Origin of the sequence: Hymenobacter sp. BT188 (genome assembly GCF_014333585.1) — a bacterium.
In the GTDB taxonomy this organism is placed as follows: Bacteria; Bacteroidota; Bacteroidia; order Cytophagales; family Hymenobacteraceae; genus Hymenobacter.
This window is the reverse complement of sequence record NZ_JACSCW010000007.1, coordinates 1-18065: the sequence shown is the minus strand read 5'-3', so window position 1 is coordinate 18065 and position 18065 is coordinate 1. Positions and strand designations below refer to the sequence as shown.

Annotated in this window: 12 protein-coding genes; 5 read left to right on the top strand and 7 right to left on the bottom strand. The window is 49.1% G+C overall.

Going from position 1 to position 18065, the window contains the following annotated elements:
• On the top strand, positions 1-744 hold the full coding sequence (locus H8B13_RS18190; protein ID WP_187312256.1) for a hypothetical protein: 744 nt from the start codon (positions 1-3) through the stop codon (positions 742-744).
• A 447-nt stretch (positions 745-1191) separates the two neighbouring features.
• Positions 1192-2280: an acyltransferase family protein gene (locus H8B13_RS18185; protein ID WP_187312255.1), complete on the top strand. Its 1089-nt coding sequence runs from the start codon at positions 1192-1194 to the stop codon at positions 2278-2280.
• 357 nt (positions 2281-2637) lie between these two features.
• Here the strand turns inward: H8B13_RS18185 and H8B13_RS18180 are convergent, their stop codons facing one another.
• The 7 genes from H8B13_RS18180 to H8B13_RS18150 all read right to left on the bottom strand — a co-directional run bounded on the left by H8B13_RS18180 (position 2638) and on the right by H8B13_RS18150 (position 9850).
• Positions 2638-3879 carry a WcaI family glycosyltransferase gene (locus tag H8B13_RS18180; RefSeq protein ID WP_187312254.1) on the bottom strand — a complete coding sequence of 414 codons (1242 nt, stop codon included), beginning with the start codon at positions 3877-3879 and terminating at the stop codon, positions 2638-2640.
• Between the two features lie 50 nt (positions 3880-3929).
• The gene (locus H8B13_RS18175) at positions 3930-4370 is read right to left on the bottom strand and encodes a VanZ family protein (protein WP_187312253.1); all 441 of its coding nucleotides are present in this window, start codon (positions 4368-4370) and stop codon (positions 3930-3932) included.
• A 360-nt stretch (positions 4371-4730) separates the two neighbouring features.
• Positions 4731-5738, bottom strand: coding sequence for a phytanoyl-CoA dioxygenase family protein (locus H8B13_RS18170; RefSeq protein ID WP_187312252.1), 1008 nt, complete (start codon positions 5736-5738; stop codon positions 4731-4733).
• Between the two features lie 216 nt (positions 5739-5954).
• The gene (locus tag H8B13_RS18165) at positions 5955-6794 is read right to left on the bottom strand and encodes a glycosyltransferase family 2 protein (protein WP_187312251.1); all 840 of its coding nucleotides are present in this window, start codon (positions 6792-6794) and stop codon (positions 5955-5957) included.
• A 113-nt stretch (positions 6795-6907) separates the two neighbouring features.
• Complete coding sequence (locus H8B13_RS21615; RefSeq protein WP_315985161.1) at positions 6908-7372, bottom strand: DapH/DapD/GlmU-related protein; 465 nt, start codon at positions 7370-7372, stop codon at positions 6908-6910.
• A 413-nt stretch (positions 7373-7785) separates the two neighbouring features.
• Positions 7786-8685 carry a glycosyltransferase family 8 protein gene (locus H8B13_RS18155; RefSeq protein ID WP_187312249.1) on the bottom strand — a complete coding sequence of 300 codons (900 nt, stop codon included), beginning with the start codon at positions 8683-8685 and terminating at the stop codon, positions 7786-7788.
• A 169-nt stretch (positions 8686-8854) separates the two neighbouring features.
• Entirely contained in the window at positions 8855-9850 is a 996-nt protein-coding gene (locus tag H8B13_RS18150; protein WP_187312248.1) for a glycosyltransferase family 2 protein, read from the bottom strand.
• A gap of 776 nt (positions 9851-10626) precedes the next feature.
• Here H8B13_RS18150 and H8B13_RS18145 point away from each other — a divergent pair.
• From H8B13_RS18145 to H8B13_RS21610, 3 genes are all read left to right on the top strand, one after another.
• On the top strand, positions 10627-11037 hold the full coding sequence (locus H8B13_RS18145; RefSeq protein ID WP_187312247.1) for a replication initiation protein: 411 nt from the start codon (positions 10627-10629) through the stop codon (positions 11035-11037).
• Between the two features lie 540 nt (positions 11038-11577).
• Positions 11578-12252, top strand: coding sequence for a sugar transferase (locus H8B13_RS18140; RefSeq protein WP_187312246.1), 675 nt, complete (start codon positions 11578-11580; stop codon positions 12250-12252).
• 432 nt (positions 12253-12684) lie between these two features.
• A partial coding sequence (locus H8B13_RS21610; protein ID WP_222841472.1) for a malectin domain-containing carbohydrate-binding protein occupies positions 12685-18065 on the top strand: 5381 nt, incomplete at its 3' end.

Here is an 18065-nt window from a genome sequence, read left to right as displayed (position 1 = left end):
GTGCGCCGCAACTACGGGGCCCAGCAAACCAGTAAAGAGCAACTGGCTCAGGTGGCTATGCCCCTGGAGCCCGCGCCCTTCAAGCTCGGGGAGATGAAGTGGCACGAGCACCTGCATCCCCAAGCCTACATTGAGCGGGAACTGGCGCGCCTGAACGAACACCTAACCCAGCAATTGGCCTTGGTCAATGCCAAGCTGCAGGAAGTGGCGCAGGTGGCCACCGCTAACGCATTAGCCCAGGAGCGGGCGCGGGTACTGGAAAAGCGGGTAATTACGGCCGAGCAAACCCTGCAAGCGACAGAGCAGCAGTTTCAGGCAACGCAGATGAGGCTAAGGGAAGCGCAAGCCAGCCATACGAAACTCAACCACGTGGCTCAGCAGCTGGCGGTGCACTGGGTGCAAGGCGAGAAGCCAGGAGAACCCGTAGTGGCCCTGGCCGAGCAAGTGCGCGAGCAGGCCCGCCGCCGCATGGAGCAAGCAGCGGCCGAGGTATTGGAGGGCCCGCTGCATAGCAGTGACGAGTTGAAGACTGCGCTGCAAGCGAAGGGCTATCTGATGTGCTTTGATCCCCCGAAAGGGACGGAAATTACTTGTCAAGCAACAGGAACCCGGGTGCCACGTGACCAAGTGCGGCCTAATGGGCAGGATATGCAGGATCAAATGGAAGCAGCCATTACCCGCACCCAGACGCAGGAGTACCACCAAAGCCAGCAGCAAACTCATAGTAGAGGAGTTGGCAAGTGATAGGTGACCTATACATCTGATCGATAGCAGCTTATTTTTAATGTTGACGTCGGGCTGATGCCCAACGCCCGGGCCGTGGCTTGGTTGCTCCGGCTCTCAATGGCCAGGCGCAACGCCTCCGCCTTGAAGGCTGCGTCGTACTGGCATCGTTTAGCAGGCGACGCCCCGCTGGCTTTGCTTGCCCTAAGAGAAAAGATATAGGGCCTTCTGCTGTCCGTCTTGCCTTGACCACCTCATTGATTGCTGGGGATTGTCGCTTACTAGAATTAACTTAGAAAGAGGGCCGCGAGTAGGTGTAAGCCAGCCCCTGACGAAGTTCCTAGCAATAGGCAGGCTATATATTAACCAGCGAGTTATGGCAAAGTACATTATGCGTCACCCTAAGATGACTCTTAGCTTGACTGGCTGTTTTACAAGTTTAAATCCTCACGGCGTAACGGCAACCCTATGAAGTTATCATTACTCACCAAACCGCTTCGTCTTTACGAGATTGATTTACTGCGCTTCTTGGCTGCTCTTAGCGTCGTCGTCTTTCACTATACTTACCGCGGTTATGCGGCGGACCACTATAGCTCGCTTCCTTTCCTTGAACTAGGGCGCTATACGCGCTATGGGTACTTGGGAGTGGAGCTGTTTTTCATCATTAGCGTCTATGTAGTGCTGCTTAGCGCGAAGGGAAAAACAGTCCGTCAGTTCTTTGTCTCACGTCTGGTGCGCTTGTATCCGGCGTTCTGGGTTGCCTGCACCCTAACTTTTTTAGTTAAACGGCTATGGGGTACCACCCCTGGAGATGCCTATATGCCCGCCGTGCTTCACGCTGGCTTTGGTCAATATCTGTGCAATATGACCATGCTGGAAGAGTTTCTCGGCATTGCCCCTCTGGACGGTGCGTATTGGTCATTAACGGTAGAAATCGCGTTTTACTTTCTTGTTTCCCTGCTTCTTAGCTACCGGCTGATGCGGTACGTAGAATGGTTCGTAGCCGGGTGGCTGCTGTACGCTATTTTGCTGGTGCTCCCGCACGCGAATACTCCCTTTGCGGCTCTTTTCTTTCCCAGCTATGCACCATACTTTGCCGCTGGCATTATTTTCTACCGACGGCAGCAAGTGCCGGACCGGGCCTTAACACATTACACCCTACTCGCTTTTGCTTACCTAGCGGCGATCCACTCCAGTCTGCGCAAAGCCACTGAGATGGGGCAACACTACCACGATGAATTTGTGGCTTGGGTCATCGTAGCCATCATCACCCTATTCTTTGCGGTCTTCTTCTTTATCACGACGCGACATATCAACCTCAGCCACTATTCGTGGCTAGCTGGGCTAGGAGCGTTAACCTATCCTTTGTATTTAATTCACAGTGATATAGGATTTGTCACCTTTCACCGCCTAGCAGGCGCGATCAACAAATATGTACTGGTAGGCAGCACCTTACTGGTAATGCTTGTTATAGCACATCTAATTCACGTGCTAGCCGAAAAACGATTTAGTAGGGTTTTTAGAGTCTGGGTAAACAAGTGTCTTCCTGCCCCCTAGCACTTTTGCTCTGGTAAACTGCTGGTTAGGAGTAGGGCGGGCGTAAAGCACGTTCCCTGCCGCCATCCATTCCCTACGGCTAAAAAGCAGAGTGGCGCCGTCCAAAGGCACTCCACACGCTTACTGCCTTTCTGCCCAGGGCGAGTCAACGGCGTCCTTACGACCTACGCTAAAAGACTCTGCTCAGGTAGTCTTCAAGAGCTGCAGTGATAGAAGGTGGCAAAAGGTAAGGGTATAGGGGGGGGCTATATTTACGTAAGATACAGGCAACGATGTATTAAGGTTTAAACCGCTTGCCACATCTAGCCCTCTTATATCCTTTAGCTGGATCGAGGCGCCGAACTGGGCTATCAGCCCTTAATGCAGGAGGGCTTCTTCAAAAGTGGCCATGATACATTCAAGCGATAAATACTGATCGGCGTACTTTCTAGCCTTAGTTGTTACCGCCCGATTATCCTGCGCCAGGGCACGTTGTAAGCCTTGACTTAGGGCAGACTGACTTTCTGCCTCAACTAGCAAGCCAATGCCATGTTGTTGCACCAAATTATGCAAACCAGAGCCTTCATTCGCCGTGATTAGGGCCAGACCCCCTACGGCGAGTATGGTCGTTAGCTTCGAGGGCATAACTAGGTCGCTCGCTGTCGCTTTCTGGATTACGAGGTGCACATCGGCCATATTCAAAAAGTGATTAAGCTTCTCCGGGGCTTGCAGAGGAAGAAAAACTACATTGGTCAGCGCCAAGCTATGAGCCAGCGCTTCCAGCGTGGCTTTGTAAGGCCCGGAGCCACAAATAATAAATTTCAGGTGGGGCTGCTGCCGGTACTCCTGCGCGGCATATAGAATAGCGTCTAGCCCCTGCTTTTCGCCCATTGCTCCGGAATACAAAACAATTCTGTCGGTGGAGGAAAAACCGAACTCCATCTTAAGGGGGGCTTTGTCGGCAATGGGATAAAATAAGGTTAAATCTGTCCAGTTAGGAAATAACACCACCGGCTTCTGTGCTTTGGCTTGGATGCGGCCAACCATGCCCTCAGAAATACTGCTAATAACGTCCGCCTGCTTTAATATGTAACCCTCTGTTTTTAGGAGAAGCTCAATGACCTTCTTGGATTTAATCATTTGCAAGTCCCGGGCGGCCTCAATTTGCAGATCCTGGATATGATAGAAAAATCTGCCATTACGTAACTTTTGGTATAATACACCGAGTAAGCCAAACTGAAACGACGGAGCTACCACGACAACGGCGTCATACTTGGAACCGAGCAACAGGTGAAGTAGTTTGCCCCCCGCGGAAACGAGAAACGAAAAGTCCAACAGGATGCGCTTCAGCCCGGAAGGTTGAGTGGGAACGTACATGGGGCAGCGACAAATTCTTAGCTGACCTCCGGAAGCAAACTGCTCATTTTCGGTTGTATACCAGAACCTATTTCGGGCATAAGGTTCCTGTACTTGCCAGTAAGGATAGTAGGGATACGTCGTAATAACGGTACAATCATAGCCTTGGCGCGCTAGCCAATATATCATTTCTCCGCTGTACTTGCCAATTCCCGTCGGTTCAGGATAAAAATTATACCCGATCAGTAATATTCTTTTTTTCATTAATGTGTACTATCCACGAGTAAATAGGAAGGCATCATCGAATGTAAAGGCTATTTTCTTGTTACTTGAATGGCTGAGCGCTTTCCTGCTTTTCTTAAATAGAGGATGGCGATTGCAGCCCCGCTAGTGTTAAGAATGACATCATCAATATCAGCTACTCCCAACTTGCCAGCGTATTGGATAGCTTCAATAAAAACGCTTAACCCAAGACAGCAGTAAATAAGAGTAGCACTTCTTTTTATCTTAAATAGCCAGCATAACACAAAGGGTACGGGGACAAACAGGAGTACATTCCCCACTAAATTGGCATAAAAGTGATAAGATGCTATGGTAAAACTTACGTTGAAGTTAGTATACTCATCGTATGAGTTGCGGAGGGGCGTAAAATTGACTGTTCTGTCTGTAATGAATCTCCTGCGACGAGCAAAGAATACGATGTAACCAAGCAGAAGCGAGTAACCTAAAGAGAGAACGATTTGTAATAACCTCATAGGTGAGAAAAGATCAATGAGTCGCCAGCCAGCAGCGGTCCGTCTTTGTCGATGGTTAGCGCAAGGCTAGATAAGACCTTTGCCCAGTTTACCCCCTAGGAATAAGTTGAGTGGTTGAATTGCTGATAAGACCATGCTACGCTCTGAACTGAGGAGTGTTGCTCCCTGCCGGGATGGCATGGGGAAAGCCTAGAAATTAAGCTTAATGATTAATGCGAGGACTGGGCTGCAACCGGGTGCTGTTATCGCGAATCCTTCGTGCAGTTAATCCCTATCACATTGTAAAAACCTAGGTGCAAGCAGAAAATCAACCCGATTGTTATCAGGGGTAATGGCTTCGTGCATATGCCAACCTTATAGCTATAGTGCGGGGCGTGAAATAATAGCCGGCCGTTGTGTTATCTCATGGTACTGTAGTACCCCCTTGGCAAAGTAATGTGCCACAAAACTTTTGCGTGTAAGCTGGGCATTCGTAATTGGGGAACCAGCGTGTAGAAGATTAGCGTGCCACATGAGCACATCACCCTTTTGAGCCGTAAAGGCGCAAGGAGTTAAATGGTGTTGCTGAATGATTTCCTCGATCTTTGCTTCATAACGCTGGCGGGTGTTAAGACCTAATTGCAGCGAGGTATGCCCCGCATCGAAGTTTTCGCTCATTACGTAAGCTAGTTTATGGCTACCGGGATAGAAAAGCAGTTCCCCACTACCGGGGACAATATCTTGGAGCGCTAGCCACATAGCGGTCAAGTAACCTAGGGGCTCGGTAGTAAAATGGATGCTGTCACTGTGGGGCTTCTCTCCGCTTCCATAAATGAAATTTACAGTTTGAAAGGGAATGACCTCTTTCTGAAAAATGAACTTTGCTACGGCTGTAACCACAGGGTGGTTAAATGCCTGGTTAGCAGCAGTGCTATGCTGCCAAGCATTAAATATCTTCTTACCTGTAAAGTTGAAATATATTTTGCCCTCTTTTTTTAAATCATCGATTTCGCTATTAAGTTCATCAACTTTATTGGTCATTAAACCGGGAATAATTATAAATCCTTTTTCTGGCCATTGCAGGAGCTGTTCTTGAATTTGGGGTGAGAAGGTAGCGAACTGCGGATGCTGCCGGATGGCATCGCTGGTGATGTCCTCTCTATCCATCCATGGAATATCTGTCGAGTTGTGCTTAATGTCGGCGTGAGCAACTTCTTTCCATATAGCTTTATTAATACCAAACTGTCGATATAATTCCTTGTTTTTACTGAGCTTAGTCAACTTTGATAAGTTGAACAACCAATACGTAAGACGTATCCTACGCAAAAAGCCGGTATACTTCGCTATCCACTCCATTCCCGTTTGATAGAAATTTTTAAGGATGACCATACTATTATTCATAATTATAGTGCAACATTATCACCAAAGTAGACAATAACTAGGTATTAAAAAATAGTATATGCACAGTTATTTATATTAAGCAGCCTTCTCCTTCAGCCAGCCGGTATAATAAACCGACTTGGTGGGTAGACTCCAGCGATAGTGCTGCTTGCGGCTGCGCCCGGCGTAAGTGTTTCTTAACGAATGGGGAAACTATTTTCTAGCTTAGGAAGGCTTACTCTCCCGTATCTTACAGTAGATCTGGGTGAAGTATGCCATTTTAAAGATAGCAAATGCTAACCCTCGGCCACCGTCTCGAAAGCCTCCGTGGAAAAAATAACTCCCACAGAAGAAGGCTGGCCCAATAAGGATGGTATTCATAAGCTTGTATTTAAGGCGCTGCTTCCAGGTCCAGCTTGCGCTATTGGGTTCAATGCTCGATAAATTCAGATAGCGAGCAGCTTCCCAACTAGCGTATTCATTGTGCTTACTTACGTAATGGGATACTCCTCGAAAATCCTGATGATCGATCTTACTGTTTAGAAAGCCAACCTCTCCTGCGAGGATAGGATGTTCATGCACCTCCATATCAAAATGGCTCCATTGCTTTTCGTCAATCCGTTCATATTCACCCGCGCCTACTTGAAAAAGAGCCAGCTTACGGAGGGGGTAGCCTCCTTTTAGCTCTTTACCTAAAAAGTAAATGGTGTAGTTCAACCAATACCCTGCTTTCTGGTCGTGGTCGCGCCCTAGTGTTGTTCGAAGCTCATTTTTGAACGCGGGAGTTAAATACTCATCCGCATCCAAGAACAATATCCACTTAGTCTTGATGGGGTAATTTCGGAGAAACCAATTTCGCTTTTTAGGAAATTCCCCATTCCACTCAAAATGCACGAGTTCGACACCATGTTCCTTGGCAATGGCCGGAGTAGCATCTATACTCCCCGAATCAATTAATACTACATTGAAGGCAAAATCCTTACCAATGGCGGCTAAGCAACCAGGGAGATTCTTTTCTTCATTTCGAACCGGGATAGCAATTGTTAAATCAAGCGCGGAGGCCATATAAGGTAATATGCATTTCGCATCAAGGTGTCCGCTTAGAAAGCTCAGAAACCTTGAATAAGGTAGTGGCCCTTAGCAAACCGGACCCGTGGGAAAAAGTACGCCGCAACCTGCTATTTAGCGCTTTGCTCCAAATGCTGAGGGTTTGCAATGAAGTTTCTTGTTTTGATTGGCAGACAGGGGTGGCCCGCACAGACCATCCACGCGGGCATGTCTTTCGCTACCACGGCGCGGGCCCCAATAACGCAGCCTTCACCAATAGTAACGCCTGGATGGATAAAGGCTTCCGCCGCAATCCACACGTGGTCGCCAATGTGGATGGGCTTCGTGATCAGGGGAAAGCCAGGGTCAGAGTAGTCGTGCGTACCGGCCACGAGGTGGGCCCCCTGGGAAATGATGGCTCGACGTCCTACCGTAATTCTTCCCTGGCAGTAGAGAATTGCGCCATTGGCAATACCGCATTCCTCCCCTAGGGTAAGTTGCCAAGGTGCCCAAATCTTTACTCCGGGATACACATGGACACGGCGGCCTACTTTAGCCCCGAAGCACCGGAGCAGGAAGGCGCGCCATCCATGCATAGGCTTAGGAGAAAACTGAAAGAAGACCGTAGAAACTATACCCCACAAAACTCGCCCAAAGCGATTTTGAAGCGAGAAGGAGGGTCCGTTATAGGTATCCGTATTTATTGACATAATACTAACCTAATGGAAATATTTTCAGCAATGGTGAGGCTCATGGTATTTAACGGTGAAAGGTACCTAAGGCTTGATTCTAATCATAGCGAATGAAAAGAAGAAACACAAAGCCGAAACGAATGAATAACTCAACTTTACTTGACCTACATGAACTAGGAGCCTTAGGTGGTTAGGCAAGCACGGTATCATCGCACTAACATACTGATCGACCAGTAAATAGATGATCGTAGCGTCGCGTTAAGTACAGGTGTTCAGACTCACAGCAGCATAAAATCTTTAGGCAAGCCTTTAACTAGTTACTCTTGGTTGGTCAACATGTTGAGTGCTAAAGTTCTTAAGTGCCTGACTATAGATCTTCGTATCTTCCAAAATCGTCTTATTTTTTCCCGCGACATGTTACCATACGCTTTCTTCCAAGCATTAGGAGTATAGGTGTTCCAAGTTTTATGCCCTTTGTGAAGAACGCTGCCAAAAAGGTCCCATGGCTTAGGAGACCCAACAAAGTGAAGAATGGAATGATCGGCATCCTGTGGTCTATTTTGTCCGGGATACCACGCATTATTAAAGCTAGAAGGAAGATGCGTAAACTCTCCTCCACATATAGCATTTATAATTGTTTGATCATGTGAAATAAGCTTATCACAATATTGGTTTGCTAACTCCTTCCATTGCTCCTCTATGTTATCTTCCCTCCATTTTTTTAAATTAAACAGAATTATTCCACAGTTAAAATAACTTTGTTCTGGAGAAGCTTTAAGCTGATTGATAAAAAAATCTCTATCCAGAGTCCACTCAAGCGTTGATCCATAGACCCCGGCTACGATGGCATCCTGCAAATCAAAATTTCGCAATTGCAATACGTCAAGCAAAACTATTAAGTCTGCATCCAAGTACAGAGCTACATCACTTTTTACATAGTTTGCGATCAGCAGCCGGCCGTAAGTTGTCCAATCACCATGCAGTGATGTAAGGTGCCCAAACAATTGCCGGGCGTTAAAATCAATATACTCTGTACTTCCACTGAAACCCTCCGATTCTAATAACTTACTGATATTAAATTTATCTTTTTTCTGAAAATCAGAACATAAAAACCAGATTTTCAACTCTTGTGAATTTGAGCAATTCCTAATGAGAGAAGTGAGTGTAGCACCTAATCCTTCTAGGCCTCCCGGATTTACATTAAATACAATGTCCATTGCTATTTATTATTTGCGTTGGCTCGTATTAGATTAACTTTCTGAACAGACTAATGAATAGGCGAAAGGAAAATTATAACCTCATTTTTCAGCCAAGCAATAATTAACTTCCTAATATTGATCAAACTTCAACACTTAATTTATATGGGTCACTTTCTAGCCTGGTAGATTAATTTGTTGGAATGCCACTTGAAGGAGAAAGGGGTGTAGAAGAGGAAAAGTGCTGGGCTAACCTTTTACGAACAGTAGCCAACCCATAGGCTGGCGAGAGTAAAAGCGCTTTTGTTAAAAGCCAGCCAAAGTGCAAATAGTCCTTTTTATGCAAGTAGAAGTTAGCTTGCCGGTAAAATATAACCGAATAACCGTAGCGCTGTCGGTTGACCTTCACCCACCATGGACTGCGTTGGCGCTCAGCCATAAACTCATCGACCGTTAGCTCTGCCTCTCCCGCTCGTCGTAGCGCTAAGCAACGGGTGCTATACTCAGCCATATCGAACACGTGCAAGGGCTTGCGCATGGTAACAGAAGCAGCGTGGATACGATAGAGTACTAGCACCTCTTGTATGATCACTAACGAGAAACCTTGCTCAAGCAACCGGTTGCAAAACTCCAAATCTTCACAGGGCCAAAATTGGTTGCGTAAGCCGCCGCTTTCCATAAAGGCGTGCCTGCTAACCATTAGTCCTGTAAAGGCACAATGAACGAGTTGGCCATTAGCCATTGCTTGACGACCTTCCTGTACTGTGCGCAAGCCTGGGTAACGCTGGGTGCCTAGGTATTGCCCTAGTTCATCGATGTAATGACAATGGCAACTGGTTGCATCTACATTGAGCTGAGTTTGATGATAAACTACCTGACGAGCTAAACGCTCAGGTAGCATCACATCATCGGCGTCTAGGAAGGCGCACCAATAGCCGCGTGCCTGACTAACTAAAAGATTAGTAGTAGCGCACTTGCCAGCATTGGGGGCGAAGCTGGCGTGGATCCGCGGGTCCAAAGCGGCATAGTGGCGAATTAGATGAGCTGAACCATCTGTGGATCCGTCGTCATGAAGTAGTAACTCGAAATTTGGGTACGATTGGGCTAGAATACTTTCAATAGTTTGAGCCAAGTAAGGCTCTTGATTATAAACTGGCAGAATTACGGATATCAACGGTGCAGGCATAAGTATAAGAAACAATATGTTGGTCCGACCTTTAAGAATTGTCTTATTCGACAATTTTTAGCTGAAGAATCTTAATAGTGGATAAGTAAATAGAGTGAAGTAGAATAGAGGTAACCACTACTTCGCTATTCTATTCACCGATGCTAGCACCAACTCCATATAGAGGATTTGATCTTTCAGCGCATACACTTATAGGCAAAACACGTTGGTCTAATGTAAGAGTTAATTGCAATATAAATAACTTTATTATCAAAAAATATAATAAGATAGGTAATAAGCAATAGTCTATATAAATTAAATCCAATTATCAGTTACAGGACTCACTTCTCGTGTTTACTGGTTGATGGTACTACCTGTGGGGTACGACAGGCTTCAACCACTGAGCGCGTATGGGCTACTATACCTGGCCATGCCGGTTATTGTCATGATTTTTCTGCCTCCATTAGTGTATAAGGCAATCAAAGGAATGACTAATTACCTGTTTGATCCAAGGTGAAAACTAGCAGAGCGAGGCAATCTGCTAAGGCTACCCTATAGCCTCAGCAGATTGCCTCAATTATTCCGTATTCTGTTCTAAGGCTGCTAGCATTTTGACGGCAGCTGATTTTATGGCAAAACGCAGAAAGTAGGCTGCGTGGGCACGTCTACCCATAGTATATTTCCCTCAGGAGGTAATTGACACCATTTCATTGGAGTTGCTGGACTCTGTGTAAGGTGGTCAGCGGCTTACATACTGGCATTCAATATATTGATCTCTCGTCAACTATTAGCATGGTTTGAAATCAAACTTTAAGCGCTACGTGCTCGAGCCCGCGCTGCGGGAGCTGCACTCCCTGGGCTGGGTGGTGGTCTACCAGCCCCTGAAGGAAGGTAAAAAGGTCAAGGGCGTGCGCTTTACCATCCCCAAGCCCCTGGCTCAGCTCGGGGAGGAGGGCTGGCCCGGGCCGGCCGCGCGAACCAGCAGCAAAGCCCGGCCCGGGGAAAAGCAGATGAGTCTGGCCCTAGCGGCCGAGCTGCCCACCCTGCAGCAGCGCATTGTCACCCGCCTGCAGAAGCTGAAAATGACGGCGGCCCAGATTCAGCACGTGCTCGACTTTATGGGCGACGACGAGGCCCGCATTGCCAAGCTCATGAAAGTCAGCCACCCGCTGCTGCGCGATTTTGAGGCCGGCAATAAGCAGCACTAGTGCCATATCACGATTCATACAGACAAGTTCGCTTATTCCGTGTGCGATTTAAATCGCGTAGCAAAGTGCATAGTGGTTCTCGCGCTTGCAGTACAGTAGGGGTAAGAAGATTGATAGGCCTCTTACTACTAAAACCCCGACAATAGTAAGCTTTCTAGGCCCTGAGTGCCCTGATCAGCATCCTGCATTCTCGTTTTGTATAGATATTTCTGAATGTATAACTGCATCTCCTCTCAACACTTTACTGATTAAAAACCATTTATTGTTAATATTATTATATCTCATATGAGGTGTTAGAATCTAGAATGCAATCGGTGAATTTCAGCCAAAAAGCTCTACTATAAAGCTCTACTATAAAGCCTTGGTGTATAAATATGTGTATAAATTTTTTAACTAAATGGCTATGATAAATTTTTAAAACAAGTATATTTATAAATAATATTTGAGAAGTACCGAAAGATTGCCCAAGCAAAATCCATATGAAGTCCTGAATAACAGATGTATTAAGAAGCAGATAACTTTTTCAACTAGGTATAGGCTATGTTACACCTCTTTACTTCATCCCCCCCCCGAGCAGCCAAGGTTCACTCAAGCGATCCTAAGCCTTATGTATTAGTAAACGTTTCTTCCCGCTTAAAGCGGCCCTTTGATGTAGTAGTTGCCTTGGTAGCCATTGTGCTAGTGTTGAGCTGGCTAGGTCCGCTTTTAGCGCTACTGATTCGCTTGGAGTCGCGCGGGCCCATCCTGTTCAGGCAATTGCGCACAGGCTACAATGGTCAGCCTTTTTATTGCCTTAAGTTCCGCAGCATGCGTCCGAATAGTGAGGCTGATCTCAAGCAAGCTTGTCAGGATGACTCACGTGTGACCAGGGTTGGAGCGTTTATGCGCCGAAACAACTTAGACGAGTTGCCCCAGTTTATCAACGTCTTGTGGGGGGAGATGTCGGTGGTGGGTCCTCGGCCCCATATGCTGCTTCACACGGAAGTGTACGCCCAAGCCATTGACAATTTTATGCTTCGTCATTGCGTGAGCCCTGGCATTACTGGCTGGGCTCAAGTTAACGGTTACAGAGGGGCAACTAGGGAATTAGTAGCTATGCAAAGACGAGTGCACGCTGACTTATGGTACCTGCAAAATTGGTCCTTAGCCCTGGATATACGCATTATATGCCGCACGTTAGGCCTATGGCTGACCCGGCAGCCCAACGCTTACTGATTCTGCTTTAAGCTTATAGCGTGCTAAATACTCACTAGCTGACCGTTGACCACTGGGCCTCGCCTAATCGCGCTAAAGCATATTTGAAAAGGAGTAAAATAGCCTGTAATATATACAATATATTATATTATATATATTACAGGCCCGTATCACTGCCTGAAAAGCGTTCACACAAGCCCCTAACTATACGCTACATGATCTTTTTGCTATCGGTGTGCCATGTACAATACCGCACTCTGACCTCTCTAGTTGGTACTATAATCAGCTAGTTCCCCTTCTATTCCCCCAGTAGAAGGTATTTAATTACTTCAGTCACTCACTATAGACAAATTCCTTATCATGAATTGGCAACGCTACTACATCAAAGGGTTTCTCGCAATGAGATACCTTATTTGGATTCCGTTTCTCATACTAATATTTAGTGTTGATTCTGTGCCCTCTATAGCTCAAACCAAGAATGATGAGCCTATTGAGCGTAAGAGAAAAAAGAAAGCGAAACTGCCGCCCATAGATATAAGTGGCGCTATGCTGGCAAATGCCCAATACAACTTTTCTCCTAGCGGTTTGAAAGGCATTTCTCTTACTAACCCAACCTCCTTACAGTTTGGGCCAGATGGGCGTCTGTACGTTTCTCAGCAGAACGGGCTAATTAAGGTCCTGACGATAAATAGAAACGCCGCGAATGACTATTCCGTTACGGCCACGGAAACAATCAGTCTGATTAATCAAATTCCTAATCACAATGACAATGGGAGCCTAAACAGTGGCGTCAATATCCGGCAAGTAACCGGCATTCTGGTTAAGGGCACTGCGTCTACTCCTATTGTCTATGTCACCTCCAGCGACAGTCGTATTGGCGGCCCCGATGGGGATTTAAACCTGGACACGAATTCGGGGATTATTTCCCAGCTCACGCGCAGCGGCAGCACCTGGACCAAGCTGGATCTGGTGCGCGGGCTACCGCGCTCGGAAGAGAACCATGCCTCCAACGGAATGCAGCTAGATGACCAAACTGGCATATTGTACCTGGCGCAGGGCGGTCATACCAATGCCGGCAGCCCCTCCACCAACTTTGCTTACACGCCTGAATACGCGCTGTCGGCCGCCATTTTGTCTATTAACCTTAGCGCCATCAACGCCTTACCCACGAAGGGCAGTGGTAATACGGCCTATAAATACGATCTGCCGACTTTAGACGATCCGGACCGGGTAAACAACGCCGATGGTTCGGATCCCTTCGACCCTTTCGGCGGCAATGATGGCTTGAATCAAGCTAAACTGGTGCCCGGCGGCCCAGTGCAAATATTCTCACCCGGCTACCGTAACCCCTACGACTTGGTTCTTACTAAGAACCGGCGGATGTATACCATCGATAACGGGGCCAACCAAGGTTGGGGCGGCTACCCCGCGAACGAGGGAACGGCCAATGTCACCAATAACTATGTGACCGGTGAGCCGGGCTCCACCAGCCCTTCCGCTACCGAAGGAACAGTAAATAATCTGGATCACCTCCACTACATCGGTAACCTCAGCACCTATACGTCCGGCAGCTACTATGGGGGCCATCCTACTCCTACCAGAGCCAACCCTGCCGGCGCCGGGCTTTACACGCATACTGGCACCGCGGGCGTATGGCGTACCAGCAAAACCAGCCCGCAGCCCTTACCAACCGATTGGCCGCCCGTCGCAACGGCTAATCCTATTGAGGGTGACTACCAAATGCCGGGGAGCGCGAAGAGCAAGGCCTTATTAACGTTTATTGCCTCAACTAACGGCACCGCGGAGTATACGGCTACCAACTTTGGCGGGGCACTGCAAGGCACTCTGCTTGCCTGCAGCTTTGATGGCAACATATTTAAAATATCGCTCACTGCCGATGGTGCTGGTGTAACTAACCCACTCAATCCCGAAAACAAGCTAAATCAGGACTTACCGTTTGCCTCCGGCTTCGGCTCCACCCCGTTGGATATCATTGCGCAGGGCGATAATGACGTCTTTCCGGGCTCAGTGTGGGCGGTCACGTATGGGGCCAATGCCATCACGGTATTTGAGCCGCAGGACTTTCTGGTTTGCACTGGCAAATACGACAGCAATGATGATGACCAAGATCGGTATACTAACGCTGACGAGATTGATAACGCTTCCCAGCCTTGCTCAGCGGCTAGTGTTCCCCCTGATGCGGACGGTGACTTTGTGTCGGATTTGAATGATATCGACGACGATAACGACGCAATTGCTGATAACATTGACTTCTTTCCTTTAGACGCTACGAATGGTTTAACAACAAATTTGCCTATCAAATACGACTTATTCAACAACTCGCCCGGTACGGGCCTGTTTGGGGTTGGCTTCACGGGTCTGATGAGTAATAAGGATAGCGTTTACAGTGATTTGTTTTTTGAAGACAACCTCATTGCAGGGGGCGCCGTGGGGGCCTTTTCTGTCGTGAACGTCACACCCGGCGATGCTTTAGGCAGCCTTAACACTCAGGAAAACGCTTTTCAGTTTGGCGTAAAAGCGTCGGCAGCCCAATTCACGGTGCAGGGCCGCATGCTCGGACCCTTCTTCAACAACCAAACGCCTCAGAACTTCCAGTCGCAAGGGGTCTACCTCAGCAATGGCGACCAGGATAATTACTTGAAAATAGCGCTGACTGCCAATGGGGGCGTAGGCGGGCTGGAAGTAGTGTACGAAAACGACGGCGTACCTACCGTTACCCAGTTCGCGCTGCCAGGCGGTCTACCCAGTTCTACCCTGGACTTCTATTTCGCCGTCAATCCCACCACGGGAGTGGTGCAACCCAAGTACGCCGCTAACGGGGGAGCAATCACCAACCTTGGGGCACCTATTCAAGTTAGCGGACCTCTTTTCAACGCCCTGCAAAACGGCAAAGCTTATGCCGTTGGTATCATGGCTACATCCCGCGGGGCTTCCCCCTTCACCGCCACCTGGGATTTTATTTACGTTACGGCCGATACGCAAAATCAGGATTGGGTAACCCTAGCGCCGTCAGGCACGCCAAAATGGGTGGGGTTCAGCGTTTCGGTCGGAAACAAAATGCAGGTTTTTTCGGGCTTCAATACGTCATCGGCCACGACTACCGCCAAGTGCGAGTCGTATAACCCGGCTAGCAATACGTGGACCTATTTAGCCGATATGCCCATTCCGGTAACGCACGCGGGCATTGCGGTTGATGGCAACAAGGTGTATGTGGCCGGTGGATTTACTGGTCTGGAAGCTGGAAAGCCGAATACGGACGCCCTGCAGATATACGATGTCGGCACCAACACCTGGAGTAGTGGGCCTAAGCTACCAGCCATAAGTGGCGGCAACGCCTTGGTGCGCGTCGGGCGTAAGCTGCACTCGTTCGGAGGCATGATGCCCGACCGCCAAACGGGCTCTACTGCCCACTACGTTCTGAACCTGGACAACCTGGCAGCTGGGTGGAGCAACGCGGCGCCCATGCCGCAGCCGCGGTGCCACTTTGCCAGCGCCACCGTAGCCGGAAAAATATATGCCTTGGGTGGGCAGGTGGGCCACGACGGACCCAATCAGGACGTAAAATTTGCAAACGTCTATGACCCGGCCACCGATACCTGGACCAATCTGAAAGATCTGCCATACGCCCGCTCCCACAGCGAAGCGGCTACCTTTGTAGCCGATGGCAAAGTAACGTTGGTGGGCGGCGTAATGCCCACCGATCAGATTCTTAACACCATAACCACGTACGACCCCGCCTCTGATAGTTGGGCTGAGCAAACACCCTTGCCAGTTAATCTATTTGGTCCAAGTGCGGAATTAATCGGGGAAGAGATATTTGTCTCAAACGGCTCGCTCAACCAGCGCACAGACCCCCAAACCACGGCACGCAAGCGCTTTTTCCCCCGCACGCCAAACTACAAAATAGGGTTTGCGCCGACGCAGCTCCAGTTATCTGCGGACCAGGGTACTACCACCAGTAAGGAAGTTTTACTGTGGGCACTCAGCGGCTCCGCTTCTTATACCATTGCTACGAACACCCTACCAACTTGGCTCACAGTCAGCCCCGCGACGGGCAGCATAGATTTGCTGGGAGGCAGCGAAGTGAAGCTCACGGCCAACACAACGGGTCTGGCAGCCGGCACCTATACGGCAACTGTTACGGCCCAAGCAGCGGGCTACCCCAATGCTAGCTTATCCGTGTCCCTGACGGTTACTGGGCCCGGAGCCAAGGTCCTGTATCTCTACGGCAGCATCCCGCCCGGCGAGGTAGACATGAAATTGGCCGACACTGGCTCTACGGGGATGTCACAGTTCGACCAGGCACTGAAAGAAGTTGGCATGATAACTTCGGAAGCGCTGGATGCTAGTATTACCCTTGATGCTACTACGCTTAACCAATACAAAGTAGTGATTCTCGGTTCCAATAATCGCCGGTTTACGGCCGCCGAAAAAGCCGCTGTGGCTACCTGGGTAGAAGCGGGTGGGGGCTTGGTGGCCTGGTCCGATGCTGCATTTGGGTGGCAGAGCGGAGGTATTAATAGCACCGCCGGCTCTTTGAGCGACAACGACCTCACCCAACAATTTGGCATGCAGTTCTTGCGGGATAACGGGGTCAGTACCTTTAGCTTAACCCAGTGGGCTATCGATCATTACATCAATAACTTTAATAAAGATACGGGTCTGACGATTAAAGCCGAAGGAGCCAGCCCCATTCGTACTAGTGCGCCGGCTACGATTCTGGCTTATATGCCATCCTGCTGCTCCAAACTCAATAGCTTGGATGGGGCGGTGACGCCCGCCGACGCAGCTATTGCATCAGCAAAAGTTGGCCAGGGCCGGGTGCTTGGCTATTTTGACCGCAACGCCTTTTGGAACGCCGGCGCGGGCACCCAGTTAAGCCAGGTTGATAATAAGCTGTTTGCCCAGCGACTAGTGCAGTGGGCGTCAGGAGTGAACGATGGTGCTACGGCCTCTCCGCCTACCATCAGTACGCCCATCGCCGATATCACGGTGCCCAAAAATAGCCCCCCAACTCAGCTAAATCTGGCTACTGTTTTCACCGATAATGCTGGAGTAGATAATCTAACCCTATCCGTTACAGGAAACGCTGACCCCAATGTCATTTCTACTGCAATCAGTGGTCTGACTTTAACTCTGACTTACGCTGCTGATGCTGTGAGCGCTGCTGACCTGACGATTCGGGCTACTGACGCGGACGGCTTGTATGTGGAAGATACTTTTAAGGTGATAATTTCCGCCACTCCGCCCCCGGACGGGGCCACGGCGCTGCATCGTATCAACGCGGGCGGGGGCCAGGTAACCAACTCGATCGGCACCTTCGCCGCTGACAACGCCTTCTCGCCGACCCCGGGTAACACGTATGGGGTAGTGAACGCCATTGCCGGCACCAGCGATGATGCCATGTATCAAAATGAGCGCTACGGCACCAACGCGGTGATGAGTTATGCCTTACCGGTAACTAGCGGCCAGCAGTACCGCGTGGTGCTCCATTTCGCCGAACTCTACTTTACGAGTGCGGGCCAGCGCCTGTTCGACGTGAGCCTGGAAGGCACGAAGGTGCTCGACAACTACGACATCTTCCAGAAAACGGGGGGCAAGTTCACGGCCATCAGCGAGAGCTTCACGCTGACCGCAGCCGACGGCACCCTGAACCTGAGCTTCAGTGCCCTGGGCAGTGACGGCGGAAAAGATAATCCTCAGGTCTGCGCCATCGAGGTCTACAGCCTCAGTACCAGCCCCGGCAACCAGGCCCCGGTGGCCAATGCGGGCGCGGATAAGGCTATCACCCTGCCCACCAACAGTGTGGTCTT